The sequence below is a fragment of the Streptomyces sp. NPDC107498 genome (genome assembly GCF_055582805.1).
Map to the genome: position 1 here is coordinate 533,475 of NZ_JBVJPE010000002.1, position 21,406 is coordinate 554,880.

General features: G+C 70.0%; 19 protein-coding genes. 15 read left to right on the top strand and 4 right to left on the bottom strand.

All coding sequences use genetic code 11. From position 1 onward, the window contains the following. The first annotated feature begins 3 nt into the window (after positions 1-3). Positions 4-1,182: a cytochrome P450 family protein gene (locus tag ACZ66Z_RS05605; protein WP_469932702.1), complete on the top strand. Its 1,179-nt coding sequence runs from the start codon at positions 4-6 to the stop codon at positions 1,180-1,182. A gap of 183 nt (positions 1,183-1,365) precedes the next feature. Next, positions 1,366-1,692: a divalent-cation tolerance protein CutA gene (gene cutA / locus ACZ66Z_RS05610; RefSeq protein WP_469932703.1), complete on the top strand. Its 327-nt coding sequence runs from the start codon at positions 1,366-1,368 to the stop codon at positions 1,690-1,692. Between the two features lie 49 nt (positions 1,693-1,741). Here cutA and ACZ66Z_RS05615 read toward each other — a convergent pair whose 3' ends face one another. Continuing rightward, a complete protein-coding gene (locus ACZ66Z_RS05615; protein ID WP_469932704.1) occupies positions 1,742-2,986 on the bottom strand; it encodes a helix-turn-helix transcriptional regulator in 1,245 nt (414 codons plus the stop codon). Positions 2,987-3,117: 131 nt separating this feature from the next. Between ACZ66Z_RS05615 and ACZ66Z_RS05620 the strand changes: the two genes are divergently transcribed. The 9 genes from ACZ66Z_RS05620 (at position 3,118) to ACZ66Z_RS05660 (ending at position 13,144) form a co-directional block, all read left to right on the top strand. Further along, positions 3,118-3,642, top strand: a complete 525-nt coding sequence (locus ACZ66Z_RS05620; protein WP_469932705.1) for an ATP-binding protein — start codon at positions 3,118-3,120, stop codon at positions 3,640-3,642. 131 nt (positions 3,643-3,773) lie between these two features. Further along, on the top strand, positions 3,774-4,163 hold the full coding sequence (locus tag ACZ66Z_RS05625; protein WP_469932706.1) for a hypothetical protein: 390 nt from the start codon (positions 3,774-3,776) through the stop codon (positions 4,161-4,163). Positions 4,164-4,287: 124 nt separating this feature from the next. Further along, positions 4,288-4,449 (top strand): hypothetical protein, encoded by a 162-nt coding sequence (locus ACZ66Z_RS05630; protein WP_469932707.1) that lies wholly within the window; start codon positions 4,288-4,290, stop codon positions 4,447-4,449. A gap of 386 nt (positions 4,450-4,835) precedes the next feature. Continuing rightward, on the top strand, positions 4,836-5,081 hold the full coding sequence (locus tag ACZ66Z_RS05635; RefSeq protein WP_469932708.1) for a hypothetical protein: 246 nt from the start codon (positions 4,836-4,838) through the stop codon (positions 5,079-5,081). Between the two features lie 140 nt (positions 5,082-5,221). Beyond that, a complete protein-coding gene (locus ACZ66Z_RS05640; protein ID WP_399753668.1) occupies positions 5,222-5,395 on the top strand; it encodes an FxLD family lanthipeptide in 174 nt (57 codons plus the stop codon). Between the two features lie 179 nt (positions 5,396-5,574). Further along, a complete protein-coding gene (locus tag ACZ66Z_RS05645) occupies positions 5,575-8,604 on the top strand; it encodes a lantibiotic dehydratase (RefSeq protein WP_469932743.1) in 3,030 nt (1,009 codons plus the stop codon). Then, entirely contained in the window at positions 8,601-9,869 is a 1,269-nt protein-coding gene (locus ACZ66Z_RS05650; RefSeq protein WP_469932709.1) for a lanthionine synthetase C family protein, read from the top strand. Before ACZ66Z_RS05645 ends, ACZ66Z_RS05650 begins: the two co-directional genes overlap by 4 nt. Positions 9,870-9,885: 16 nt before the next feature. After that, complete coding sequence (fxlM, locus tag ACZ66Z_RS05655; RefSeq protein WP_469932710.1) at positions 9,886-11,967, top strand: methyltransferase, FxLD system; 2,082 nt, start codon at positions 9,886-9,888, stop codon at positions 11,965-11,967. 76 nt (positions 11,968-12,043) lie between these two features. Next, positions 12,044-13,144, top strand: a complete 1,101-nt coding sequence (locus ACZ66Z_RS05660; protein WP_469932711.1) for a hypothetical protein — start codon at positions 12,044-12,046, stop codon at positions 13,142-13,144. 35 nt (positions 13,145-13,179) lie between these two features. Here the strand turns inward: ACZ66Z_RS05660 and ACZ66Z_RS05665 are convergent, their stop codons facing one another. The 3 genes from ACZ66Z_RS05665 to ACZ66Z_RS05675 all read right to left on the bottom strand — a co-directional run bounded on the left by ACZ66Z_RS05665 (position 13,180) and on the right by ACZ66Z_RS05675 (position 17,449). After that, on the bottom strand, positions 13,180-14,931 hold the full coding sequence (locus tag ACZ66Z_RS05665) for an IS1182 family transposase (protein ID WP_469932712.1): 1,752 nt from the start codon (positions 14,929-14,931) through the stop codon (positions 13,180-13,182). Between the two features lie 329 nt (positions 14,932-15,260). Then, positions 15,261-16,067 carry a class I SAM-dependent methyltransferase gene (locus ACZ66Z_RS05670; protein WP_469932713.1) on the bottom strand — a complete coding sequence of 269 codons (807 nt, stop codon included), beginning with the start codon at positions 16,065-16,067 and terminating at the stop codon, positions 15,261-15,263. Between the two features lie 227 nt (positions 16,068-16,294). Further along, positions 16,295-17,449 carry a class I SAM-dependent methyltransferase gene (locus ACZ66Z_RS05675; RefSeq protein ID WP_469932714.1) on the bottom strand — a complete coding sequence of 385 codons (1,155 nt, stop codon included), beginning with the start codon at positions 17,447-17,449 and terminating at the stop codon, positions 16,295-16,297. A gap of 395 nt (positions 17,450-17,844) precedes the next feature. Here ACZ66Z_RS05675 and ACZ66Z_RS05680 point away from each other — a divergent pair, with 395 nt between their 5' ends. The 4 genes from ACZ66Z_RS05680 (at position 17,845) to ACZ66Z_RS05695 (ending at position 21,295) form a co-directional block, all read left to right on the top strand. Further along, a complete protein-coding gene (locus ACZ66Z_RS05680) occupies positions 17,845-18,462 on the top strand; it encodes a molybdopterin-dependent oxidoreductase (protein ID WP_469932715.1) in 618 nt (205 codons plus the stop codon). Between the two features lie 366 nt (positions 18,463-18,828). Further along, complete coding sequence (locus ACZ66Z_RS05685; RefSeq protein WP_469932716.1) at positions 18,829-19,314, top strand: molybdopterin-dependent oxidoreductase; 486 nt, start codon at positions 18,829-18,831, stop codon at positions 19,312-19,314. Positions 19,315-19,534: 220 nt separating this feature from the next. Then, positions 19,535-20,542 (top strand): Dyp-type peroxidase, encoded by a 1,008-nt coding sequence (locus ACZ66Z_RS05690; RefSeq protein ID WP_469932717.1) that lies wholly within the window; start codon positions 19,535-19,537, stop codon positions 20,540-20,542. 333 nt (positions 20,543-20,875) lie between these two features. Beyond that, on the top strand, positions 20,876-21,295 hold the full coding sequence (locus ACZ66Z_RS05695) for a TOBE domain-containing protein (protein ID WP_469932718.1): 420 nt from the start codon (positions 20,876-20,878) through the stop codon (positions 21,293-21,295). Positions 21,296-21,406 lie beyond the last annotated feature (111 nt).

Consider the following 21,406-nt stretch of genomic DNA (forward strand, 5'->3'; position numbering starts at 1 on the left):
GTCATGACCGACCCGACTCAGGACGCCGACTTCCTCCGGGATCCTTATCCGGCCTATGCGACCATGCGGTCCACCAGCCCGGTACAGCCCATACCCGCCGGCTCCGGCGGGCGTTCCAGCTACCTGGTCACCGGCTACGCGGAAGCCCGAGAAGCTCTCGGCGACGCTCGGCTCTCGAAGGACACGGCTGCGTTCTTCGCGGACAAGGGGTCACGACGCCGTCTGCATCCCGCGGTTGCTCACACCATGCTGGCCAGCGACCCGCCCCAGCACACCCGGCTGCGCAAGCTGGTGACCAAGGCATTCACCACCAGGGCCGTCGGGGAGCTGCGCCCGTTCATCTCCCGGCTCACCGACGAGCTGCTGGACCAGTGGCCGGCCGGAGAACCGTTCGACTTCGTGACCGGCCTGGCGGCGCCGCTACCGGTCATCGTGATCTGCGAGCTGCTCGGAGTTCCGCAGGCCGACCGGTCCGATGTCCAGCGCTGGTCCGCGCAGCTCTTCGCGGCGGGAGAGCCCGAGATCATCGACGCGGCCTCCCACTTCGTGGCCGACTACATGACGGGGCTCATCGCCGCCAAGCGCCGGAACCCGGGCAACTCCCTTCTCGACCGGCTCATCTCTGCTCGTGACGGAGACGACCACCTGAGCGAGGAGGAACTCGTCTCCCTGGCCGTGCTGCTGCTCGTAGCCGGACACGAGACCACCACCAACGCCTTGGGCAACGTCTTCCTGGCGCTGTTCCAGCACCCAGGCGAGCTGGATCGCCTTCGGGCGAATTCGGATGAGATCCCTGCCGCGCTGGACGAACTGCTCCGCTTCGACTCCGCGGTGAGTACGGCCACCTTCCGGTTCACCATGGAAGCCCTCACGCTCGGCGGTACCGACATCCCGGCCGGCGCCCCGGTCCAGATCGTCCTTGGGGCGGCCAACCGAGACCCGAAGCGGTTCCCGGAACCGGACCGGCTCGACCTGGACCGGGACGCGGCTGCTCACCTCGTCTTCGGCCACGGCATCCACCGCTGTGTGGGTGCTCCCCTGGCCAAGGCCGAGGTGGAGATCGCCCTGCGAGCGGTGCTGACTCGATTCCCCGGAATCCGTCTTGCCGTACCGGTGGATCAGCTGAACTGGCGACGGACCCGACTGGTCCGCGGTCTGGAATCTTTGCCTGTTCTGGTGTGAGGCAATGAAGGGTGCCTCCGGGTATGGCGGTTTTCCTACCAGCTCTCGTGTTCCTCCTGTCTTAGCTCAGCAACTAGGTCGGCCTCGGCCAAGGTGAAGTCTTTTGAAGCCTTGGCCGAGGCCGATCATGTCTCTGACCGCATGGGTAGGGTCGAGGCATACCGTCCAAGGAGGAGCAGCCGCATGGCAACCGAGATCGTGATCGCGCAGACGACCATCGACGACGAGGAGAAGGCGAAGGCCCTGGCGCTGGGGGCCGTTGAGTCTCGCGTGGCCGCCTGCGCGCACATCGACCCGGCCTTCACCGCGGTCTACCGCTGGAAGGGCAGCATCGAGACCGCTCAGGAGTGGCGCATCTCGTACAAGACGACGACGAACCGGCTCCCCGAGCTAGCCGCGTGGGTGGCCGAGAAGCACTCGTACGAGGTCCCGGAGTGGATCACCCTCCCCGTGAGCGGCGGGTCGGAGGCGTACCTGTCCTGGGTGGTCGAGGAGACCACGCTGGCTTAAGGAGGGAAGTTCGAGCCCTGGGCCTGTCGGCGTGCCGAGGCCCAAGGGCTCAGGCCGCGAGCTGTCGCAGGTGGTGGGCGAGCTCCCGTTGATCGCTGGGGAGTGATCCTGCGATGGCGAGTGCGCGTTCCCTGCCCATGGTGGTGGACTTGGCTTGGGCGGCGGCCGCGAACTTCCTGGCAACGTCGACCCCTTGGTCCACGTCACCTCCGCGCAATAGAGCCATGGCGAGGTCGCCGAGGACGACCACGCCTCCGTCCGGCAGGTCGTCCCCCAGCCGGGCGAGTGCGCCGTCCGCCGTGGTGGTCAGCTCCGACCGCTGCAGCTGGCCGTACACCGAGAGGGCCAACGAATCCATTCGGTAAGGGGTTACGAAACGGACCCACGCCTGTTCGCTGGTGTGGTCCGCAAAGTCATAAGCAAACTGCGCCCGTCCCAAGGCATGGAGAGCCTGGGTCTCATCACCGAGCTGTGCCGCCTCTTCGGCGTATCTCCCGTGTACCCACGCGGCGGCAGCGGCGTTGCCGCGGCCCCGTACATCTTGAGCTGCCTGACGCAAGTACCTCAGCTTGTTCACGGGAGCGTGATCGCCGTAGCTGGCGTACGCGAGGGCCAGGGCGCGCAGTGGCGGGTGGCCAGCAGTTGTCGCGCACTTCTCGGTGACCTTGTAGTAGGCGTCTGCCTTCGCGTGCTCACCCAGGTCCCACGCTACCCAGCCGGCGAGAGCCGCTGTTTCTCCGGCGGCGATGGTGAGGGCGCGTTCGTGCCGGCCGGCTTGGGAGAGGACCGCGGTGATCGCGTCGAGGTGCGCTTCAACCTTGTACTGGAGGTGGCGTGGGCTCAGGTTGAGCTCCTGGAGATGCAGGTCGGCGGCACGGTCGATCAAAGTGGCCGCGGACGCCTCGTCGACTCTGCTTCCTCGCTGGAGAACAGCGGCCAGCCGCTGCCAGGGTTCGGCAGCCGCGCTCGCGCCGATGAGGGCGCCCTCCAGCACTGTGCGGCGCTTCATGTCATCCGGATCCTCTTCGTCATGGCGGCGTGCCTTCCTCCGCCGAGCACGGGCGGCCTTGGCCTCCCGCTGCAGCTCCTCGAAGGGGACACCACAGACCATCGCAATGTGTCCGAGCGTGTGGTTCGTAGGGATGTTCTCGGACTGCTCCCAGCGGCTGATCTCGCGGCGGGTCACAGTGGGTCGGCCAGAGGCAGCGTTGATCGCATCAGCCTCCTGGTCCTGGGTCAGGCCAGCCTTCTTGCGGAGCTGACGGAGCCGTAAGGCAAACGGATCTACTCGCATGAGTGTGACCTCTGTCCGGGGACGGAAGCCAATCATGGCCCCATCTCCCCCTTCGCTTTCCCCCCTTGACAGATTTTTCCCCCGTCAGTTTCCCCTGGTGGACGCCTTCTCACCGCGGTGCGATAGGGGACATGACCAGGCTCCAGGAGACACCCCCGTTCGGCGGGGACATGGATAGCTCCAAGGCCGCGACCCGTGCGGCGACGGTGGCTTCGGCGCAGGACAAGCGCCGGGGCGCAAACGCTCGCGGTGCTCTGTCTGCGACGCCCAGCACCTTCCAGGCAACGTTCCTCCCGGCGCCGGAGCGGGTGTCGGGCATCCGACAGTCGGCGGCGGCCTTCCTTCGGACGTCGGGTGTTCCCGACCAGACGGTTGACGACGTGGTTCTTCTTGTCTCGGAGCTGGTCACCAACGCCGTGACCCACGGGCGCGGCGAGGTCTCTCTCCGCGCTGTGGCGACGAACGACCGGGTCGCGATCGCGGTCTCCACCGAGAGCAAAGCGCGAGCGGTCGTCCGGGAGGCCGGCCTGGACGATGAGTCCGGGCGCGGGATGTTCCTTGTGGCCACGCTGGCGGACACGTGGGGCATCGCCGTCGGGATGACCTGGTGCGTCCTTCGGTACGAGCCGGGGGACGACAGGTCGGTGGCGGCATGAGCACAGGATTAACACCAACCGCATTCGCAGCCGGGGCGCGAGACGTTATCACCTCGCTGGAGACTCGTTTCCTCCACGACGAAGACTTGGCGAATGACCTGGACGAGGTTCTCGGTGCACCGTCTGGCCCGGTGAACCTGACCACTAGACGGCGGGGGAACAGGCTGCTCGGATTCATGCGCCGCCGCTCACCGGGACCGGCATCTCGCGAGGTGACCGAGATTGGCCGTGCCGTCACGCGTCTGGACCGGATGGTTGCCCGTCTGATCTCCATCGCCAAGAGGCGCGAGTGGCTGCCGCCGTACCCGGACATCGCGGACGCCGTCGCTCTCGCCGAGGCGGTCAGAAAGCAGCGCGGGATCCCCGTCGGCGATTTCATCACCGATCGTGCACACCTGCGGCATCTGGCGATGGCGGCCGCTGACCTGCTGGCTGCGTTGGACGTGACCGACACAGCCACTCCTCACTCCCGCCCTCGGTCTGCTGCCGGGCCGTGCTCCCCGCGTGGACCGTACACGTAGCCCGGGGCGGGGCTCACTCTCCAGTACGGCACCGCCAGGCGACCCACCTCAGGGAATGGCAGCGGCGCCGAACTGGACGCCAGCCTCGTTTCCCACCACTCCCCAGACACCGAGGAAACTGCACATGTCGCTCTTCGAGAGTGTGCTCACCGCCGCGATCGTTATCTCCATCGCGGTCCTCGTCGTGGCCGGCGAGCGCGTCGCCCGCGGCAGGGTGCGCTCGCACGCACCGTCGGACACCAATCCCGTCGCCGTGGTCACCTCGGACGAGGGACGCACGTCGTGACAGTACATGGCGGCGTCTTCGTGGCTCCGTGCGACGGTGAGCTTCCGGCTGCGGTCGAAGTCGTCTTCGACGGCGACGGCCGGATCGGATACACCGGCGAGACGCCTGAGGACCGGACGGCCACGGGCCTCCTGATCGAGCGGTGGAGTGGCCACCGTACGGGCCCCGTGATCTGGGGCGACCACCACTCTCCTCGCCAGATCCACACCATGTCCGAACCGATGCGGTGCGCAGGTTGCGGCCAGGCACCCGACACCGATGATCGAGGCACCCTGTGGGTCCTCAACACGCGGCCCGACGTGCTGAGCGCCCACCGAGGGGAGCCGATTCGGACGACGGTTCCTCCGATGTGCGTGACGGATGCCGGCCGCGCACTCTCCAGCTGCGTGCCCTTGCGTGGGGCCGCCACCGTCCTGCGGGTCCGCGAGGCCCCGCTCGTCGGGGTGCGCGGCACCCTCTACTCCCAGTCCGGCCGCATCCTGCTCGACCAGCACTTCGCGCTGCTCAGAGACCCGTGCGTCCATCAGATGGTGGTTCAACAGCTTGTGCGTGAGCTCGTCGACTACGAGATCGACACGACCACCATCCCCCATGCATCGCCGCCCGCGATCGTCTTACCGAACTCCAGCTAGGAGCCAGAGCTTCCCGACGCGACTCCGCGTCGGGTCGGCCAGGTCCTGAGCGGCCGCGTAGCCCTTCGTCTCCGCTCCGCCGGTCAGAACCCTGGCAGCAACTGCAAGTCCGAACAGTCGCCACAAAAGGAGAAGTTGTCATGACGCGCAACGTCGCCCAGAGCACCACTCAGGCCCAGGAGGCCGCACCCCAGGAGGACGGGTTCACCCTGAACGTCGGCCTGCTGGAGGTGTCCGACGCCGCCGGGCTGACCAACCTGACCGACGACAACTGCGGCAGCACCTGCGGTGCCTGCACCACGGGTGTCGCCTGATCCACTGCCGCCCGGCCTGAATCTGGCCGCCCGGCCTGACTGGCTGAGGCCGTCACGTCGATGGCGTGGCGGCCCCAGCCGCCCCTTCCCCTGTCCGGCTCAAGGAGGTACCCGTGACCGCACCACCGGCATTCCGGGCGAGCGCGATCGCTGTCGTTCGCGCCGTCGCGCGGCCGGCCATGGCCGAGCTCTTCTTCCCGAGCTTCGACGACCGTTCCCTCACCGCTGCCGGGGAGGAAGAGACCACGGCTGACCGTCTCGCCTGGGTGCGCACCGTCTGGAGCGAGTCCGCTCTGGCCGAGGCCGTGCAGCACGCCAGCCCGGACCTGGGCGCCCAGGTCGAGGCACTGTGCACGGCCACGGCGCCCTCCGGGCGCGAGGTACGGCGCATCGGGCTCTCCCTGGCCCGCTACCTCCTTCGAGCAGGGCGCAGGCCCACCCCGTTCGGTCTGTTTGCCGGCGTCACCACCACCACCTTCGGCGATCGGACGGATGCCGTCTGGGGCAAGGACCATGTGGTCGTCGCGCGAGCCGGCGCCGAGTGGCTGTCCCGGCTGGTCGAGCAGCTGGAGAAGAGCGGGGAGCTGCTGCCGCTCCTGTCCGTCGTGGTCAACAGCACAGCCTTCGTACGGGACGGCCACCTGATCGTCCCGTACCAGCACGACGGGCGGCCCGGTCGGCGCCGGGCGGTGGAGGCGGCGATCGAGCTGTCTGCCCCGGTACGCAGTGTCCTCGCCGCAGCGGAAGCGCCGATCAGGTTCGAGGCCCTGGCCGAGAAGCTTGAGGCGGAGTTCCCCGGCGTGATGCCCGAGCGGGTACACGGGCTACTGGCAGGGCTCATCCGGCGAGACGCGCTCATCACCAACCTCCAGGCGCCGGCCACCGAGACCGATGCCCTGGCGCACGTCCTTGCGCAGCTCGACGAGGCCCAGGGCGATGCCCTCGCCCCACTGACCCAGGCGATCCGGGACCTGCACGCCGTCCATGCGGGGCTGCGGCAGTGCAACTCTGCGGCCGACCGAGAAGCGGTAGCGGCCCGGATGCGGGAGATGGTGCCGGGCCTTCGTCGGCACCCCCTGGCGCTCGACCTCCGCCTCGATGCGCAGCTTCGGCTTCCGGACGAGGTGGCGCGCGAAGTCGAGCGTGCCGCGACCGTGCTCACGCGTCTCAGCGCCCGCCCGTATGGAACCCGGGGGTGGGGGGAGTATCACCAGCGGTTCTACGAGCGTTACGGCATCGGCACGTTGGTGCCGCTGCTCGATGTGGTCGCCGACAGCGGGATCGGCTATCCCGACGGGTATCCGGGCACCCCGGCGGGTGCCCGCCGCCGGCGTATCTCTTCCCGCGACGACGTGCTGGTCCGGCTCGTCCAGACCGCCGCGCTGGATGGACGCGACGAAGTGGTGCTCACCGACGAGCTGGTGACCGCCCTGGACGCAGGGCCGGAGGAACCGCGGGTGCCGCCGCACCTGGAGGTCGGCGTGCGGCTGCACGCGAGGAGCGTCGAGGAGGCGCGAAGCGGCCGATTCACCCTGGAGGTCATGAGCGTGTCCCGCGGGGTCGGGGTGGGCACCGGCCGCTTCGCCAGCGTCCTTGCCCCCTCCGCACGAGAGGCGCTGTGCGCAGAACTGGCCGATCTGCCCACGGCCGATGCCGGTACCGATCCCGCCCAGCTCTCCTTCCCCCCGCTCCTGCCCGACACCGCGCACGTCACCCGGACCCCTCGCGTCCTGCCGCTCCTCATTAGCCTCCAAGAGCACCGGGAACCCGCTCCCGGCGTGCTCACCCCGGCCGACCTCGCGGTGGGCTGCGACGGCCGCCGGATGTACCTGGCCGCCCCCGGTCTCGGCCGCCGCATCGAGGCCGTGGGGATGCACGCGCTGAACCTCACCGAGCACACCCCGCCCCTGGCCCGGCTGCTCACCGAGATCTCCCGCGCCCAGTGCGCCCAGGTCACGGTCTTCGACTGGGGCGCCGCCGCTGCCATGCCGTTCCTCCCGCGCCTGCGCTACGGCCGAACCGTGATCGCCCCGGCCCGGTGGCAGCTGAATGCGGCCGACCTGCCCGGCCGGGACCGTCCCACCGCGGAATGGAGCCTCGCCCTGGTCGGGTGGCGCAACCGCTGGCGCCTGCCCCAGCACGTACAGATCGTTCAGGACGACCGGCTGCTCCCCCTCGATCTCGCCCAGCCCTCCCACCGGAGTCTGCTGCGCCAGCATCTCGACCGCACTTCCGCCGCGGTGCTCACTGAAGCGCCCCAGCCGGAGGCGTACGGCTGGAGCCAGGGGCGGGCCCATGACATCGTCGTCCCCCTCAAGGCAACCCGGCCCACCACGTGGCCGTCACTGCCCCAGCCCAACCCAGCCCGCACGCTCTCGCATGCCCAGACGCAGATGCCAGGGACGTCCTCGGTGCTGCTGGCCTCCTTGTACGGGGACCTGCGCCGCCAGGACACCATCCTGGCCCGGCACGTCCCCGACCTCATCCGCCGACTCGGCGCGCCGCCGTGGTGGTTCGTCCGCTTCCGCGACCCCGACCAGCACCTTCGCCTGCGCATCGCGTTGGCGGGCCCGGGCGACTTCGCCGACACTGCCCGCACGGTGAGCACCTGGGCCGCCGAACTGCAGGCGGCCGGACTGCTGGCGGACCTGCGGTACCCCACCTCCTACCGGGAGATGGGCCGCTGGGGCTCCGGGCCGGCGTGGGACGCCGCCGAGAAGGTGTTCCAGGCGGACTCGCGCGCCGTGGTCGCCCAGCTCTTCCAGCCCCGGCGCCCACAGCAGCGCACGCTGGTGGCTGCGCACACGTTCGCGATCACCTCGGCGTTCCTCGGCAGCGCGGAGGCCGGCGCGCGCTGGCTGATCGACCACATTCCGCACCGGGCACCGGAGCCGATCCCCCGGCCGCAGTTCGCCGAAGCCGTCCGCCTCGCCGACCCGCACGGCGACTGGGCGGCGCTCCGCGCCGTCCCTGGCGGCGCGGCGATCGTGGCGGGATGGGCCGACCGCGCTGCCGCTCTTACCGATTACCGGGCCCACCTGCCGGGCCCGCACACCGAAGGCGTCGCCCTGGACGATGCCCTGACCTCGCTACTGCACACCCACTTCGTACGGCACGTGGCGGTGAACTTCCCCGAGGAGGAGATCTGTCTCTACCTCGCCCGCGCCGCCGCTCTGGCCTTCAAGGCCCGGTCGGGGAGGCCGCAGTGAACGACCCCACGGCTCTGGCACTGTCCACGGGCATCGCGGACCTCCTGGCCCACCCCGACACCGCACCTGCCGCTGTGACCGCCGAAGGAACCCGGCAGCATCTGGCCCTCGGCCCGATCGGCATCGCCCTGCTCCACATCGAGCGGGCCGCGCACGGCCTCGGTCCCTGGCAGCGCGCCCACGACTGGCTGGCGGCCGCCGCCCGTCGGCCGTTCACCAGCGGCGCTGACAGCCACCCCTTCTACGGCGCTCCCGCACTCGCTCACGTCCTGGCCTGCACCGCCGAAGGCCTCCCCGGCGCCTACGAGCGCGATCTCGACCTGCTGGACCGGCAGGTGCTCGCCGACGTCCGCGTGCGCCTGGACGCCGCGCACCGCAGGATCGACGCCGGGCAGTTCCCGGCGCTCGCCGAGTTCGACGCCATCCGCGGACTGGCCGGCTTCGGTCGCTACCTCCTGCGCCGCGACCCCGTAGGCCCGACGCTGCGATTGGTCCTCGAGTACTGCGTGCGCCTGGTCGAACCCATCACCCACGACGGGGATGTCCTCCCGGGATGGTGGACGCTCACCGGACCTTCCGGGCGGCGGGACGAACGCTTCCCCGGCGGCCACGGCAACACAGGCATGGCCCACGGCATCGGTTCCGTCCTGGCCCTGCTCTCGCTCTCCGCCTGCCGCGGCACCACCGTGAACGGCCACCACGAGGCCATGCGCACCATCCTGTCCTGGCTCGACCGCTGGGAGACGAACACCCCGCAGAGCCGGAGATGGCCGTACTGGGTCACCCGCGACGAGCTACGCACCGGTCGCCTCGCCCCCACGGCGCCCCGGCGTCCCTCCTGGTGCTACGGCACCGCAGGTCTGGCGCGCGCCCAGCAGCTCGCCGCCCTGGCACTCGGGGACTCCACCCGGCGGGCGGCCGCCGAGAGCGCCTTCCTGGACTCCCTCACCGACCCTGCACAACTGCGGGCCACCACGGACACCGGTCTCTGCCACGGCTTCGCCGGGCTCGCCCACCTCACCGCCCGTACGGCCGCCGACGCCACCCCCGAGACCGCCACACAGCTTCGCGCCACTCTGCCCGCCCTGCTCTCCACGCTGCTGCCGCCAGGCGCAGCCATCAAGGAAGCGAGCGCCACCCTCGTGAACAGCGCTACCGGTCCCGGACTCCTGGACGGCGCCGCCGGCACCGCGCTGGGAGCCCTCGCCGCCTCCGGCACCACGCCGCCCCGCACCGGCTGGGACGCCTTCCTGCTCATCGCCTGACCCCGAGAGGACCCGGATGCCCGCCGACCACTGGCAACAGCACCAGATCACCTTCCCCGACCGGGAGAGGGCGCGAGCCGCCATCGCCGAACGCCTCGCCCCCGCGATGCACGAGGCGGAGGCCGACCGGCAGCTCAGCGGCTGGTGGTACATGAATAAGCAGCCTTGGCCGCTCCGTTACCTGGCCGAACGCCCGGTGCCTGCCGTAGAGAAGCTGCTGGACGACCTGGTCGCCGACGGCATCGCGAGCTCCTGGACGACCGGGATCTACGAGCCGGAGACAGACGCCTTCGGAGGCCAGGCCGCCATGACGGCCGCACACAACCTCTTCCACGAGGACAGCCGCCACCTCCTCACCCATCAGCCCGGCCCCGGGCGCCTGGGACGGGCCGAGACGAGCATCCTGCTGATGAGCAGCATGATGCGCGCCGCCAATCTCGACTGGTTCGAGCAAGGCGACGTGTGGAGCAAGGCCGCCGAGCTGCGCCCTCTCCCCGGCGGGCCGGCCCCCGAGCGGTCTGCCGTCCTGCTGCCAGCGATGCGGAAGCTGATGTCCACCGAGGCGCGCAGCCTGTGCCGCGCAGGCGGTCCGCTCGACGGCCACGCGGAGTGGATCGCCGCGTTCGAACGGGCGGGCACGACCCTCACCTACCTCGCCGCGCAGGGCGAGTTGACCCGCGGACTGCGCGCCGTCATGGCCCACCACGTGATCTTTCACGCCAACCGCGCCGGCCTGCCCTCCGCAGACCAGCACACCCTGTTCCACATCGCACGAGAGGCAGTCATGGGATCGAGTGACAACACCGCGTCCACCCAGGCGAACAGTTCCGCCGCCGATAGCGTCAGCGCGGTGAACACCGACACACTCACCACACCCGACGCCGAGGCCGCGCGCCTGCGCAACGCCCTGGTCGACCAGATCAAGGCCGAGAGCCACGCCCGAACCCCCGAGGTCGAAAACGCCCTGCGTACCGTCCCAAGGCACCGGTTCGTCCCCGACGCGCCACTCACCGACGCCTACGCCAACGCGCCGGTGAACATCAAGTACGACTCCGACGGCACGTCGATCTCCTGCGCCTCCCAGCCCAGCGTCGTCGCCCTCATGCTGGACCAGCTCCAGGCCCAGCCCGGCGAGCGCATCCTCGAACTCGGCGCCGGCACCGGCTACAACGCCGCCCTCATCGGCCACCTCGTCGGCCCCGACGGGCACGTCACCACCCTCGACGTCGACGACGACCTGGTCGAAGGCGCCCGCACCCACCTCGCCGACGCCGGCTTCACCAACGTCGAGGCCCTGACCCGTGACGGAGCCCTCGGCCACGCCGAGGGAGCACCGTACGACCGGATCATCGCCACGGTCGGCGCGCACGGCATCCCGCCCGCCTGGCTCGACCAACTCGCCCCCGGCGGCCGGCTCGTCACCCCGCAGCGGCTCAAGGGCAGCGTCTCGCGCTCCATCGTCTACGAGGAGCGCGACGGCCGCTGGATCTCGTCCGGCTCGCAAATGAACACCTTCATGCCGCTGCGGCGCGGCATCGCCGACGACGACCGCCGCCTCATCCCCCTCTCCACGCAGAGCACCGTGCGCCTCCAGGCCCCCGCCGGACAGCAGATCGACGCCGACGCCCTCGTCGGCGTCCTGGAACAGCCCCGGATCGAGGAGTGGACCGGGATGAAGGTCCGCGCCATGGAGAGCCCGGAGTGGATGGAGCTGTTCGTCTCCTGCTCCGTGCCCTCCGGCCTGATCCGGATGCTGTTCCCGCAGAACGCCAAGGGCACCGTCCTCACCGACGACCCCTACCCGTCGGCCACGGCCGCCGTGGACAGGGGCGCGCTCACCTACCTGGCCCGGCGCCTGCTGGACGAGAAGACGCCCGAGGGCGACAAGCTCTGGGAGTTCGGCGTCATCGGCCACGGCCCCGGCAGCGACAAGCTGACCTCCAAGGTGGCCGACGCCATCCGTACCTGGGACCGCGAGTACCGCGACCGGGAAGCCACGTTCGAACTCCTTCCGCTCGACGCGCCCCCGGTCGAGCAGCGGCCCGACGTGTTCGTCCTCGACACGCCGCTGAACCGCGTCCTCGTCGCCTGGCAGTAGACCGCGATGCGGGGCCCGCCACCCGGCGGCGGGCCCCGCCATGCTCCCTCGTACCGTTCCCTCTCAGGGAGACCTCATGGATCCGTACGACCCCATAACCCGGCGCTTCCCCCTCATCTCCCGCTTCCGCCCCGCCTGTCTGCCCCTCCCTCAGCGCATCCGCGCCCTGGTCGAACTCTCCACCACAGCAGAAGCAAAGGCGGACCAGGGCCTGGCGTCCGCGGTCTACAACCAGGCGGCGCTCCTCGCCTCCGACCTCGGCCTCCCCGATCTCGCACGGGAGTGGTGTCACCAGCACGCCGCCGCCTACCTCCACGCCGCGCCCCTCCCCGGCATGACCGCCATCCGGGCCCTGGAACCGGTGGTCAACCTCGCCCGCCTCCAGATCCGCGCTGGCAACACCGACGACGGCCGCCACCGCCTCCTCGCCCTCTTCGACGCCGTCAGCAACGCCACCGCCGCCCAGTTCGAGGGCATCCACATCCCTGCCGCCCTGACCACCGGCAACGCCGATCGCGACGAGGTACGCGCCTGGCTGTGGCGGGTGATCCTGGCCGACGGCACCCGCACCCTCACCGCCGCCGGCCGCTGGACCGAAGCCCTGGCCCACATCGAAAAGCACAGCGGCATCGGACTGCGGATGCTGGACGGTCGACAGGTCGCCGTACTCGCCGCTCTTGGCAGCGATCCCGGCCACGCCGTCGGCCTCTTGGCCCAGACGGCTCCCGGCGAGCCCTGGGAGAACGCCATCACCTCCTGCCTGACAGTGATGTGTCACCGAGCCGTACGCCGTCCCGTCGACGGCCTGCTCGCCGAGCTGGTGGACACCTACACACAGCGCGAACCCGAGATCGGCATGACCGTCTTCGATACTCGGCTCGGGCTGACCGTCCTGGACCTCTGCGCCCAACCCGACAGCCGCGCGGCGCACCGTGTCACCGAGGAGCTGTACAGCCGAACCATCCACTCCGCCGACGGATACGCCGCCCGCGAGTGTCTGACGAACGCCCGCTTCATGGCTCTGGTGTCCCCCGAGAAGGAGGGACATGCGCGCGATCTTCTTCACGCGTGTGCATTGGAGAGCGGTGAACTGCCCACGTCCTCGGCTGCCCGACTGGGGCGAGCTCTCCGGGTCAGCAACAGAGTGATCCGGAGGAGCGTGGCTCGACCGCACTGAGCTTGACTCTGTCGGGGATCTTGGAGTTGCCGAGGTCAGGTGCCCAGGGTGCGCCAGGATTTTGGCCGGGGGATCTCACGCTGGTCGAGGTAACTCTGGAAGGCGGTCGGCCGGCGGGGAGGGGGCGCTTCCTCGGTCGGTGAGAGACCGCTCAGGCGCTCGATGTTGATGGCGATGGCGGTCAGGACGTGCTGGACGTGGGTTTTGCTCTGTCCTCGGTAGCGGCAGCGGCGCATACCGTGGCCGTGGGCGAACTCGTTGACCGTGCCTTCCACTCCGGAGCGGACCGCGTAGCGGGTCTTCCACTCGGGTGTCTGTTGCTCGGCACGGATACGGAGTTGCAGGTCGCGGAGTTCTCGCGGGGGAAAGCCGACGGTGCGGGTGCTTTCGCGGGAGGTGGTGCACTGTGCGCGGGCCGGGCAGGGCTGGCACTGGCTCTTGGTGAACCTGGCCACGATCAGCGGGGCCGCGGTGGGCGAGGATGTCGGGTAGGGGCCGTGCCAGCCCTGGCTGACCTGCCCCTGGGGGCAGGTGACCTGCTGATGGTCGTAGTCGATGTGGAAGTCGTCCCGGGCGAAGCCCTCGCCTTGGCGGTGTTGCCGGGTGGGATTACCCCGCAGCGGCCCGGAGACGGTGACCTGGTGGTCGCGTGCGGCTTGTTCCAAGTGGGGCAGGGAGGTGTAGCCGCTGTCGACCAGGTGCTCGGCGGGCAGCAGGCCGCGGCGGTGCAGGCGAGCGTGGATGCCGGGCAGGACGTTGCTGTCGTGGGTGGTGGACGCGGTGGTGGCCACGTCCGTGATCACGTTGGGGCCGTCGGGAGCACAGGTCTCGGTCAGATGGGCGGAGAACCCCTTCCAGTTGATGATGTGCCCGTGGCGGGCATAGCGGGCCGAGGTGTCGTATGGGGAGACGATCGCCCGGGACGAGGGCGGCAGCCCGGGTCCGGCTTCGGTCACGGCGGTGCGCCAGCGCAGGTGGCCCGCGGCGTCGAGGTGATAGTTCTGCACCATGATCTGGCGCAGGGCCTGGACACGAGGGCCCGACGCGCGGTCCGCACTGTGCCGGTAGAGGTGTTCCAGGAGCCGGACGGCGTCGTTTCCCGTGGCAAGGATCCTGGTCTTGGGCTTGGTGGGGTTCTTGCCCAGGCGGACCGGGCGGCCGTAGCGGCGCCCCCAGTCTTCGTCGACCAGCTCGTCCAGCATATGGGGGATGGTGCCGGCGACTTCTTCCAGTGCGGCGCGGACCGCCTCGGTGACCATCTCCAGCCGGGTCAGGTCGCGCACCGCGGCCAGGACGTGGGTGGAGTCGGTGCGCTGTGTGGTGCGTTCGCGGACCAGACCGGCCTCCTTCAGGCGGGCCAGCGCGACGTCGAGGAGGCGGTCGGCGCGATCGCCCTCGGTGAGACGGTCGCGGAAGTCGGCCAGCACACTGTGGTGGAAGCCGGGATCGTCCAGCTCCATGGCCATGGCGTACTTGAAATCGATGCGACAGCGCACCGCCTCGGCGGCCTGCCGGTCCGACAGACCGAGCACGAACTGCAGCACACAGACAGTGGCCAGCTGGGCAGGCGAGAGACCCGGACGCCCGTCACGCGGATACCCGTCAGCGAAGTCCTCGTCACGCCACAGCCCGTCCAGGCGGTCTCTCACCCACATCGCCGCCGTACCGCCCGGGTTGCTCGCCCGCGCGATCTGTGCGGTCAGAAGCGGAACTTGCTCACCCGAACGAGGACGGAGCGACAACAGGCACCTCGACAACTGCATAGGCTCTCGGAACACCCCGAGCATGCCCACCAATCACGCCGACGCACCGGGCAACTCCAAGATCCCCGACAGAGTCAAGCTGAGACCATGTCCTGCATGGTCAGTTTGAGGAGCCGTTTGTAGCAGCAGACGGCTTCGGCGAGACCGAGAAACGCCAGGGAGTCGCGGGGATGAAGCTCGTAGCGGTGGTTGAGCCAGCGGGCCTCACCACATGGAACACGGTTTAAGCAGCGTTGGCCGGCCCTCCTCATCGATGAGCTCTATCTCACCCGCGGCCGCCTCCCTTCACCCTTTTCTGAGATGCTCGCTGTTTGCGAAGTTGGCTGGTTCTCCCACCTGCCAGAGCGACGGCTTCAGCCCTCCGACAGCACGGTCGGTCGCCCCTCTGGAGTGGCACGGATGACGACGAGTGAGCCTTCGTAGGTCGGGCGAGTGCGCAGGTGGCCGAAGCGTTCGTCCCAGACTCCCGCTTCGAGGTCGCGGCGGAGTGTGCGGTCGAAGTGTTCGCGGGCGTTGTCGTCGACGAAGCTCCAGGCCGAGCACGCCTGCCTGGCGGCGGGGTCGAGGAGCATTTCGGGGCGTCCGTAGTACGCCTCGTTGAATCCGTCGGTGCAGTCGAGCGGGATGGGCACGGCCTCGATGGTGGCGTCGCCGCCCAGAGCGGCCACGATCTCGTCGACGGACGGGTAGCGGCGGGCTTCGGTGTCGAGGACCTCGGGCGCGTACTCGTACAGCCAGAAGTCCCGGACGAGGGTCGGGTCGCAGGTCAGGATCACCACGGGGCCGCTGGTGACGCGGCGCATCTCCCGCAGACCTGCCGTGACGTCGCTCCACTGGTGGACGCTGAACAGCGTCATCGCGGCGTCGAAGGAACCGTCGGCGAAGGGCAGGTTCTCGGCGACGGCATCCACGGCCGGGGGGAGCCCGGTCGGGCGCTGGGCCCGCATGGAGGCCGACGGCTCGACGGCGGTCACCGTGCCGCCGATGTTCTCGTACGAGCCGGCGCCGGCGCCGACGTTGAGGACGGTTCGGCCGCCTCCCAGGGCTCTGGCGATGAAGCGGGCGATGCGCCCGTCCGGGCGGCGATAGGTGGAGTAGCCGGAGCCGATGGTGCCGTAGTCGACGTCACCGGCACTGCCGTCGTGGGTACGTGTCGTCATCTGTCTGACCTCGCCTCGTGAGCAGGAACAGCGGATGCGGAGGGCGGGGTGGGCCGACCTGGGGCGGCTTGTGCGGGCGCCTCCGCGCCGACGCCCGCATCTCCCATCCTGCATCTGCGGCCTGAATCGCACAATGGCCTCACGAATGCCTGGATGTTCGTCCGTCCCAGTGGGTATTTGCCGCTAGGAGGTTTGACAGTGCCGGTCGACCACTGGCGTGAGGCGGGTCATCCAGGCAGCTCGGCGCGGGCCAGGAAGTGGCCCGCGGCGTCCTCGTACTCGTCGAGCTGCCAGCCCGTCCCTTCCAGCGCGGGGCGCAGGTTTTCCTCCGCGAGCAGGTCGTCGGGGTCGAGGGGGCGGTTGTGGCGGGCGGCGCGTTCGGCGCGGCCCGAGGGGTGGAACAGCAGCAGGACGGCTCCGGGCGTTCCGACGCGGGCCCACTCGAGAAGTGTGGTGCGCGGGGCGGGAAGGTGGTCGAGGAGGCCCGCGGAGAAGATGCCGCACACGGAACGGTCGGGCAGGGGGAGCCGATTGCAGTCTGCGGCCAGGAGGTGGCCGTGGCGGCCACGGGCGTACCGGGCGGCCGAGGCCAGCATGGCCGGCGTGACGTCGATGCCCACCACCCGCCCTGCGGGGCCGACTTGCTTCCGCAGCGCGGGCATGGCTCGCCCTGTCCCGCAGCCGAGGTCCAGGGCCAGGGCGCCCGGTTCCAGCTTCATCCGCGCCACCGCCGCCTCGTACGCCGGCGCCTGGTAGGCGAAGCGCTCCTCCCAGGCCTCCGCGCGGTGGGTGAAGAAGGCGCGGGTGGCGGTGTGCTCGGCACGGGCCGTCACGAGCGCCGCGAACCGGCGCAGGAGGACCTCGCCCCAGGGGTCGAGCAGCGCCGCGGCGAAGAACCGGACGCCCCAGGCGCTGTTCCCGAGGCGGAACGCCTGCTGTGTGGCTCCATCGCACACGGCCAGCGTGACGGCATCGGCCGGTGCGGCGAAGGGGTCTGCTGCGGGAGGGAGTTCAGGAAGCGGACCGCTGCCCGTGAACAGGGGGTCGAGGTCCGCGGACGTGGTCAGCGTGACCCTTCCACGGGCGGGCGAGGCGGCCGGGCCTTCCGTGCCACGACCGTGCGGGTCGGCGAGATGGCGGGCACCCGGGCCGAGGGCGAGGACCGGCACCGTCGCCGCGAGGGCGGCCCGGAGCAGGGCCCCTTCGGTGAGATCCGGGGAGGCGGGCCCGGACAGAACGATCAGGCCTTCGACGCCACTCAGGTCGATGGTCGGCGGCGGACCGGCCTCGGCGTGGCGAATGGTCAGACCCTCTGCGGCGAGGACTCCATCGACCCTCTTCGAGTCCTCCGTCTCCCGGTCTCGCACCACGACCACCGCCATCGCACTCTCCTCACTTTCGAGCCACTCAGGATATTTACAGTGGCATCTGTTGCAAGGATGCGCCTGAAAGCAGGCATATGCCAGGGTGCCTCGCGCCGGATCTGCGGCCGTCGCGCCGGGCACATCGGCAGGGGAACCGGAAAGGGCCCCTGCGCGCCGAACACCGCGAACAGCACGCAGGGCCCTTCTGGCCGACCGGCCGGAGACGGCGAGAGCCACTCCTCCGCCTCGGGGCCGACGCAAGCCAGTCAAGCAGCCGCCGACCCGCCGAGACGATTGGATCCAGACACAGAAAACATCCCTCCCGCGGGGCGTCGGTACAGTGGATCATCCAAGAGGGCAAAGGGCCATCTAGGGGCACATCTGCAAGGCGAGTAGCTGGCCGCATCTCGCCGATGCGGATCCGGAACGAGACGAGTGCGAGGTCCGTGATGGAAGACGAAGCCGTGCCTCCCGGACAGCGCGTGGTGAAGGGCTGGCCGGTGTCCCATTACGGCCCCGTCCCCCGGTTCCGCGCCGATCGCTGGAATCTTCAGGTCTTCGGCGCCACCGCCACGGGCGACAAGCACGTCTGGACGTTCGACGAGGTCAAGGCCCTGCCCACCACCACGATCACCGCCGAACTGCACTGCGCTTCCGGCACCACGACCCTCGGGCACGAGTTCTTCGGCGTGCCGGCCTCCGCGCTGCTCGGGCTCGCGCCGCCCGCCCCTGAGGTGACGCATGTCATGGCGTGGGCCAAGTACGGCTACAGCGCCAACCTGCGTCTCGACGACTTCGCCTCCGAGCGGACCCTTCTGGCCACCCATCGCAACGGTGAACCCCTCACCGCCGAGCACGGCTTCCCGCTCCGTCTCGTCGTGCCTCACCTCTACGGCTACAAGGGGCCGAAGTGGCTCCGCGGTCTCGAGTACATGACTCAGGACCGCCGTGGTTTCTGGGAAGAGCGTGGTTATCACAACGTCGCCGACCCCTGGGCGGAGCAGCGTCACTCGTACCAGGAGGACGAGTAGGACCGGCAGGCACACCAGGCCTCCGACCGTTCGATCCGCATGGATGTGGCTTCCTCCGATACCGGGAAAGCCAGTGTGGAGGATTCCCAGAACCCCTTCGCGCGGCGGTGACATCTGCCGTTCCATAGGTATCTTTCAGCGAGTATTCGCCAGCCTACGGGGCTGAGGGAGGGCGCATCTGTGCATCAGGTGCAACCGCGGGGAGGGAGTCTCGTCATGAACCGTCGCGCGCCATGGGCCGGATATGTCGTCGGTACCGGTATGGCCATCTCGTTGCTCGCCGGGTGCTCCGACGGCACTTCCGCAAAGCAGGCCGGGTCGGTTGCTCCACAGACCACGCTCCCGAGTGCCGGTACCAGTGCGTCCGTGGCCCCACTGGCTCCCGGCGAGGTGCGGATCGCGGGTCAGGTGGACAAGCCGTACACCGTCACCCTCGCCGACCTGCGGTCTCGGCCGCAGGTGTCCGTGCAGGTGGAGTACACCAGCGCGAAGGGCCGTCAGAAGCACACCTACCAGGGCGTCCTGCTGCACGACGTCCTCAAGGACGCGCAGCCGCGCTTCGACGAGTCGAAGAAGAACGGACAGCTGCGCGGCGTCGTCGCGGCGACCGGCGGCGGCGACTACCGGGCCGTCTTCGGTTGGGCCGAGCTCGACCCCGGCTTCGCCAAGTCCCGCATCCTGCTGGCGGTCTCGGAGGACGGAAAGCCGTTCGACGCGGCGGAAGGTCCGCGTCTGGTGGTCCCGCAGGACACACGCGGCGGCCGGTACGTCTCCGAGCTGAACCAGCTCTGGGTCGGGACCGTGGACGCGCTCGTCGACGGCGGCTCCGGGTCCGCACGTGTCGGCGGCTGACACCGGCGGAGACGGCGGGCCGGGCGTCGGCCCCTCTCCCCGCGTCGGGGTCTCGCGCCGCGTGCTGTTCGGTACGGCCGCCGGCGCCGCGCTCGCGGCGGGAGGCGCTGCTGCGGCAGCCCTCCGGGGCAGCGGCGGAAACCCTGCCGGTGGCACGACGATCCCGTTCCACGGGCCGCACCAGGCAGGCGTCCTGACACCCCGTCGGCGTCATGTGCGCATGGCGGCGTTCGACCTCCGTGCCGACACCGACCGGGGCCGGGCGGCGGCGCTGCTGCTGCGCTGGACGTCTGCTGCCGAGCGCCTCACGCAGGGGGAAGCACCCGACCCGAAGAACGAGCCACCGGGATCGAGGGCGGCCGAGACGGGGGTCCTCGCCGGCACCGACCCCGCCGGCCTCACCCTCGCCATCGGCCTCGGCCCCGGCTTCTTCGACCGGCCCGGCCTGGAGACGGCACGACCCGAAGCGCTCACCGCTCTCCCCGCCTTCCCCGGCGACGAGCTGGTGCCCGCGCGCAGCGGCGGACACCTCCTGGCCCAGATCGCCTCCGACGACGCCCAGGTCGCTGCCCACGTCCTGCGCACGCTCCAACGCCTCGCCCACGGCGAGGCCCGCCTGCGCTGGACGATGACCGGCTTCACAGCCGCCGACGGCCGCCGCAACCTGATGGGGCAGATCGACGGCACCAACAACCCCGACCCGCGCGACGCCCTGATCCCCTCCGGGGCGGGCGCCCCGCCGTGGCTCGTGGGCGGCTCGTACGTCGTCGTCCGCCGCATCCGCATGCTGCTCGACCACTGGGACACCCTGCCCCAGGACCACCGTGAGCAGGCCCTGGGCCGACGCGCAGCGGATGGCGCCCCGTTGACCGGCGGCACCGAACGCACCCCCGTCGACCTGGTGGCGGTCCGGCCCGACGGCGTTCCGGTGATCGCCGCCAACGCTCACATTCGGCTGGCCGCCCCGGCCGCCCACGGCGACGCCGCCATGTTCCGCCGCAGCTGGTCGTACCACGACGGCATCCGGCCGGACGGCACTCCGGACGCCGGGCTGCTCTTCACCGCCTGGCAGCAGGACCCACGTACCGCCTTCATCCCCGTCCAGCGTCGGCTGTCGCGGAGCGACGCCCTGTCGCGCTATGTGGTGCACGAGACGTCAGCGGTGTTCGCCGTTCCCGGCGGCGTGCGCCCGGGTGGGTTCATCGCCCAAACCCTTTTGGACGAATGACCTTGCCTCCTCGCAACTGGGCCGAAATCCCAGATGCCGACTGGCAGCTGGAACCAATGACGATGCGAAAGGGGCGCAGCTGCTTCCCCTAAGCCCCCTCACAGGCTCCCTGGGAGGTCGGCAGAGAAGGTATCCGCAGGTCGGGGCAGGGATGACTGGAAGGGGCACGCTTCTTCGATCATTTATCGAATAAGCAAGCTCAATGCGTCCGTTCGGCTGGTGGATGAGACGCGGGTCACCGCAGTCGTTTCTCCTTCCGGTAGCGTCGATGGAGACGACGCAAGTCACGGAAGTGACTCCTGCTCTTTTTCTGGCTTTGTGAGGCGTGTTTCCATGACCCTGTCCATCCGTAACCAGCTTCCCGGCACCGTCACGGCCGTCACCACGGGCGAGGCCATGGCCTCGGTGAAGGTGCGCCTGGCCGGCGGCCAGGACATCACCGCGGCCATCACCGCCGACGCCGTCAAGGACCTGGGTCTGGCCGAGGGTTCCGCGGTCCAGGCCCTCGTGAAGTCCACCGAGGTCGCCCTCGCGACCGGCCCGGTCGAGGGCATCTCCATCCGCAACCAGCTCGCCGGCTCCGTCACCGAGGTCTCGACCGGTGGCGCCATGGGTTCGGTGAAGGTCTCCGTCGAGGGCGGGGAACTGACCGCCGCCATCACCAAGGACGCCGTCGAGGACCTCGGCCTGAACGCCGGCACGTCCGTCGTCGCCCTGATCAAGTCGACCGAGATCTCCCTCTCCGCCGCCTGATCCTTCCGCTGTACGACGAGGGCCGTGCTCCCGGATGGGACACGGCCCTCGTCGGTGTACGGAAGACGGGCAGCTCACGGCCCGTCCCCGCGGCCTGTGAGCCGATCGGCG

Coding starts and splice junctions, on each gene's coding strand:
- ACZ66Z_RS05690 (WP_469932717.1), top strand. CDS start 19,535: ATGGCGGCGTTCGACCTCCGTGCCGACACCGACCGGGGCCGGGCGGCG.
- ACZ66Z_RS05605 (WP_469932702.1), top strand. CDS start 4: ATGACCGACCCGACTCAGGACGCCGACTTCCTCCGGGATCCTTATCCG.
- ACZ66Z_RS05680 (WP_469932715.1), top strand. CDS start 17,845: ATGCGGATCCGGAACGAGACGAGTGCGAGGTCCGTGATGGAAGACGAA.
- ACZ66Z_RS05630 (WP_469932707.1), top strand. CDS start 4,288: ATGTCGCTCTTCGAGAGTGTGCTCACCGCCGCGATCGTTATCTCCATC.
- ACZ66Z_RS05645 (WP_469932743.1), top strand. CDS start 5,575: ATGGCCGAGCTCTTCTTCCCGAGCTTCGACGACCGTTCCCTCACCGCT.
- cutA (WP_469932703.1), top strand. CDS start 1,366: ATGGCAACCGAGATCGTGATCGCGCAGACGACCATCGACGACGAGGAG.
- ACZ66Z_RS05620 (WP_469932705.1), top strand. CDS start 3,118: ATGACCAGGCTCCAGGAGACACCCCCGTTCGGCGGGGACATGGATAGC.
- ACZ66Z_RS05615 (WP_469932704.1), bottom strand. CDS start 2,986: ATGCGAGTAGATCCGTTTGCCTTACGGCTCCGTCAGCTCCGCAAGAAG.
- ACZ66Z_RS05695 (WP_469932718.1), top strand. CDS start 20,876: ATGACCCTGTCCATCCGTAACCAGCTTCCCGGCACCGTCACGGCCGTC.
- ACZ66Z_RS05665 (WP_469932712.1), bottom strand. CDS start 14,931: ATGCTCGGGGTGTTCCGAGAGCCTATGCAGTTGTCGAGGTGCCTGTTG.
- ACZ66Z_RS05670 (WP_469932713.1), bottom strand. CDS start 16,067: ATGACGACACGTACCCACGACGGCAGTGCCGGTGACGTCGACTACGGC.
- ACZ66Z_RS05675 (WP_469932714.1), bottom strand. CDS start 17,449: ATGGCGGTGGTCGTGGTGCGAGACCGGGAGACGGAGGACTCGAAGAGG.
- fxlM (WP_469932710.1), top strand. CDS start 9,886: ATGCCCGCCGACCACTGGCAACAGCACCAGATCACCTTCCCCGACCGG.
- ACZ66Z_RS05640 (WP_399753668.1), top strand. CDS start 5,222: ATGACGCGCAACGTCGCCCAGAGCACCACTCAGGCCCAGGAGGCCGCA.
- ACZ66Z_RS05660 (WP_469932711.1), top strand. CDS start 12,044: ATGGATCCGTACGACCCCATAACCCGGCGCTTCCCCCTCATCTCCCGC.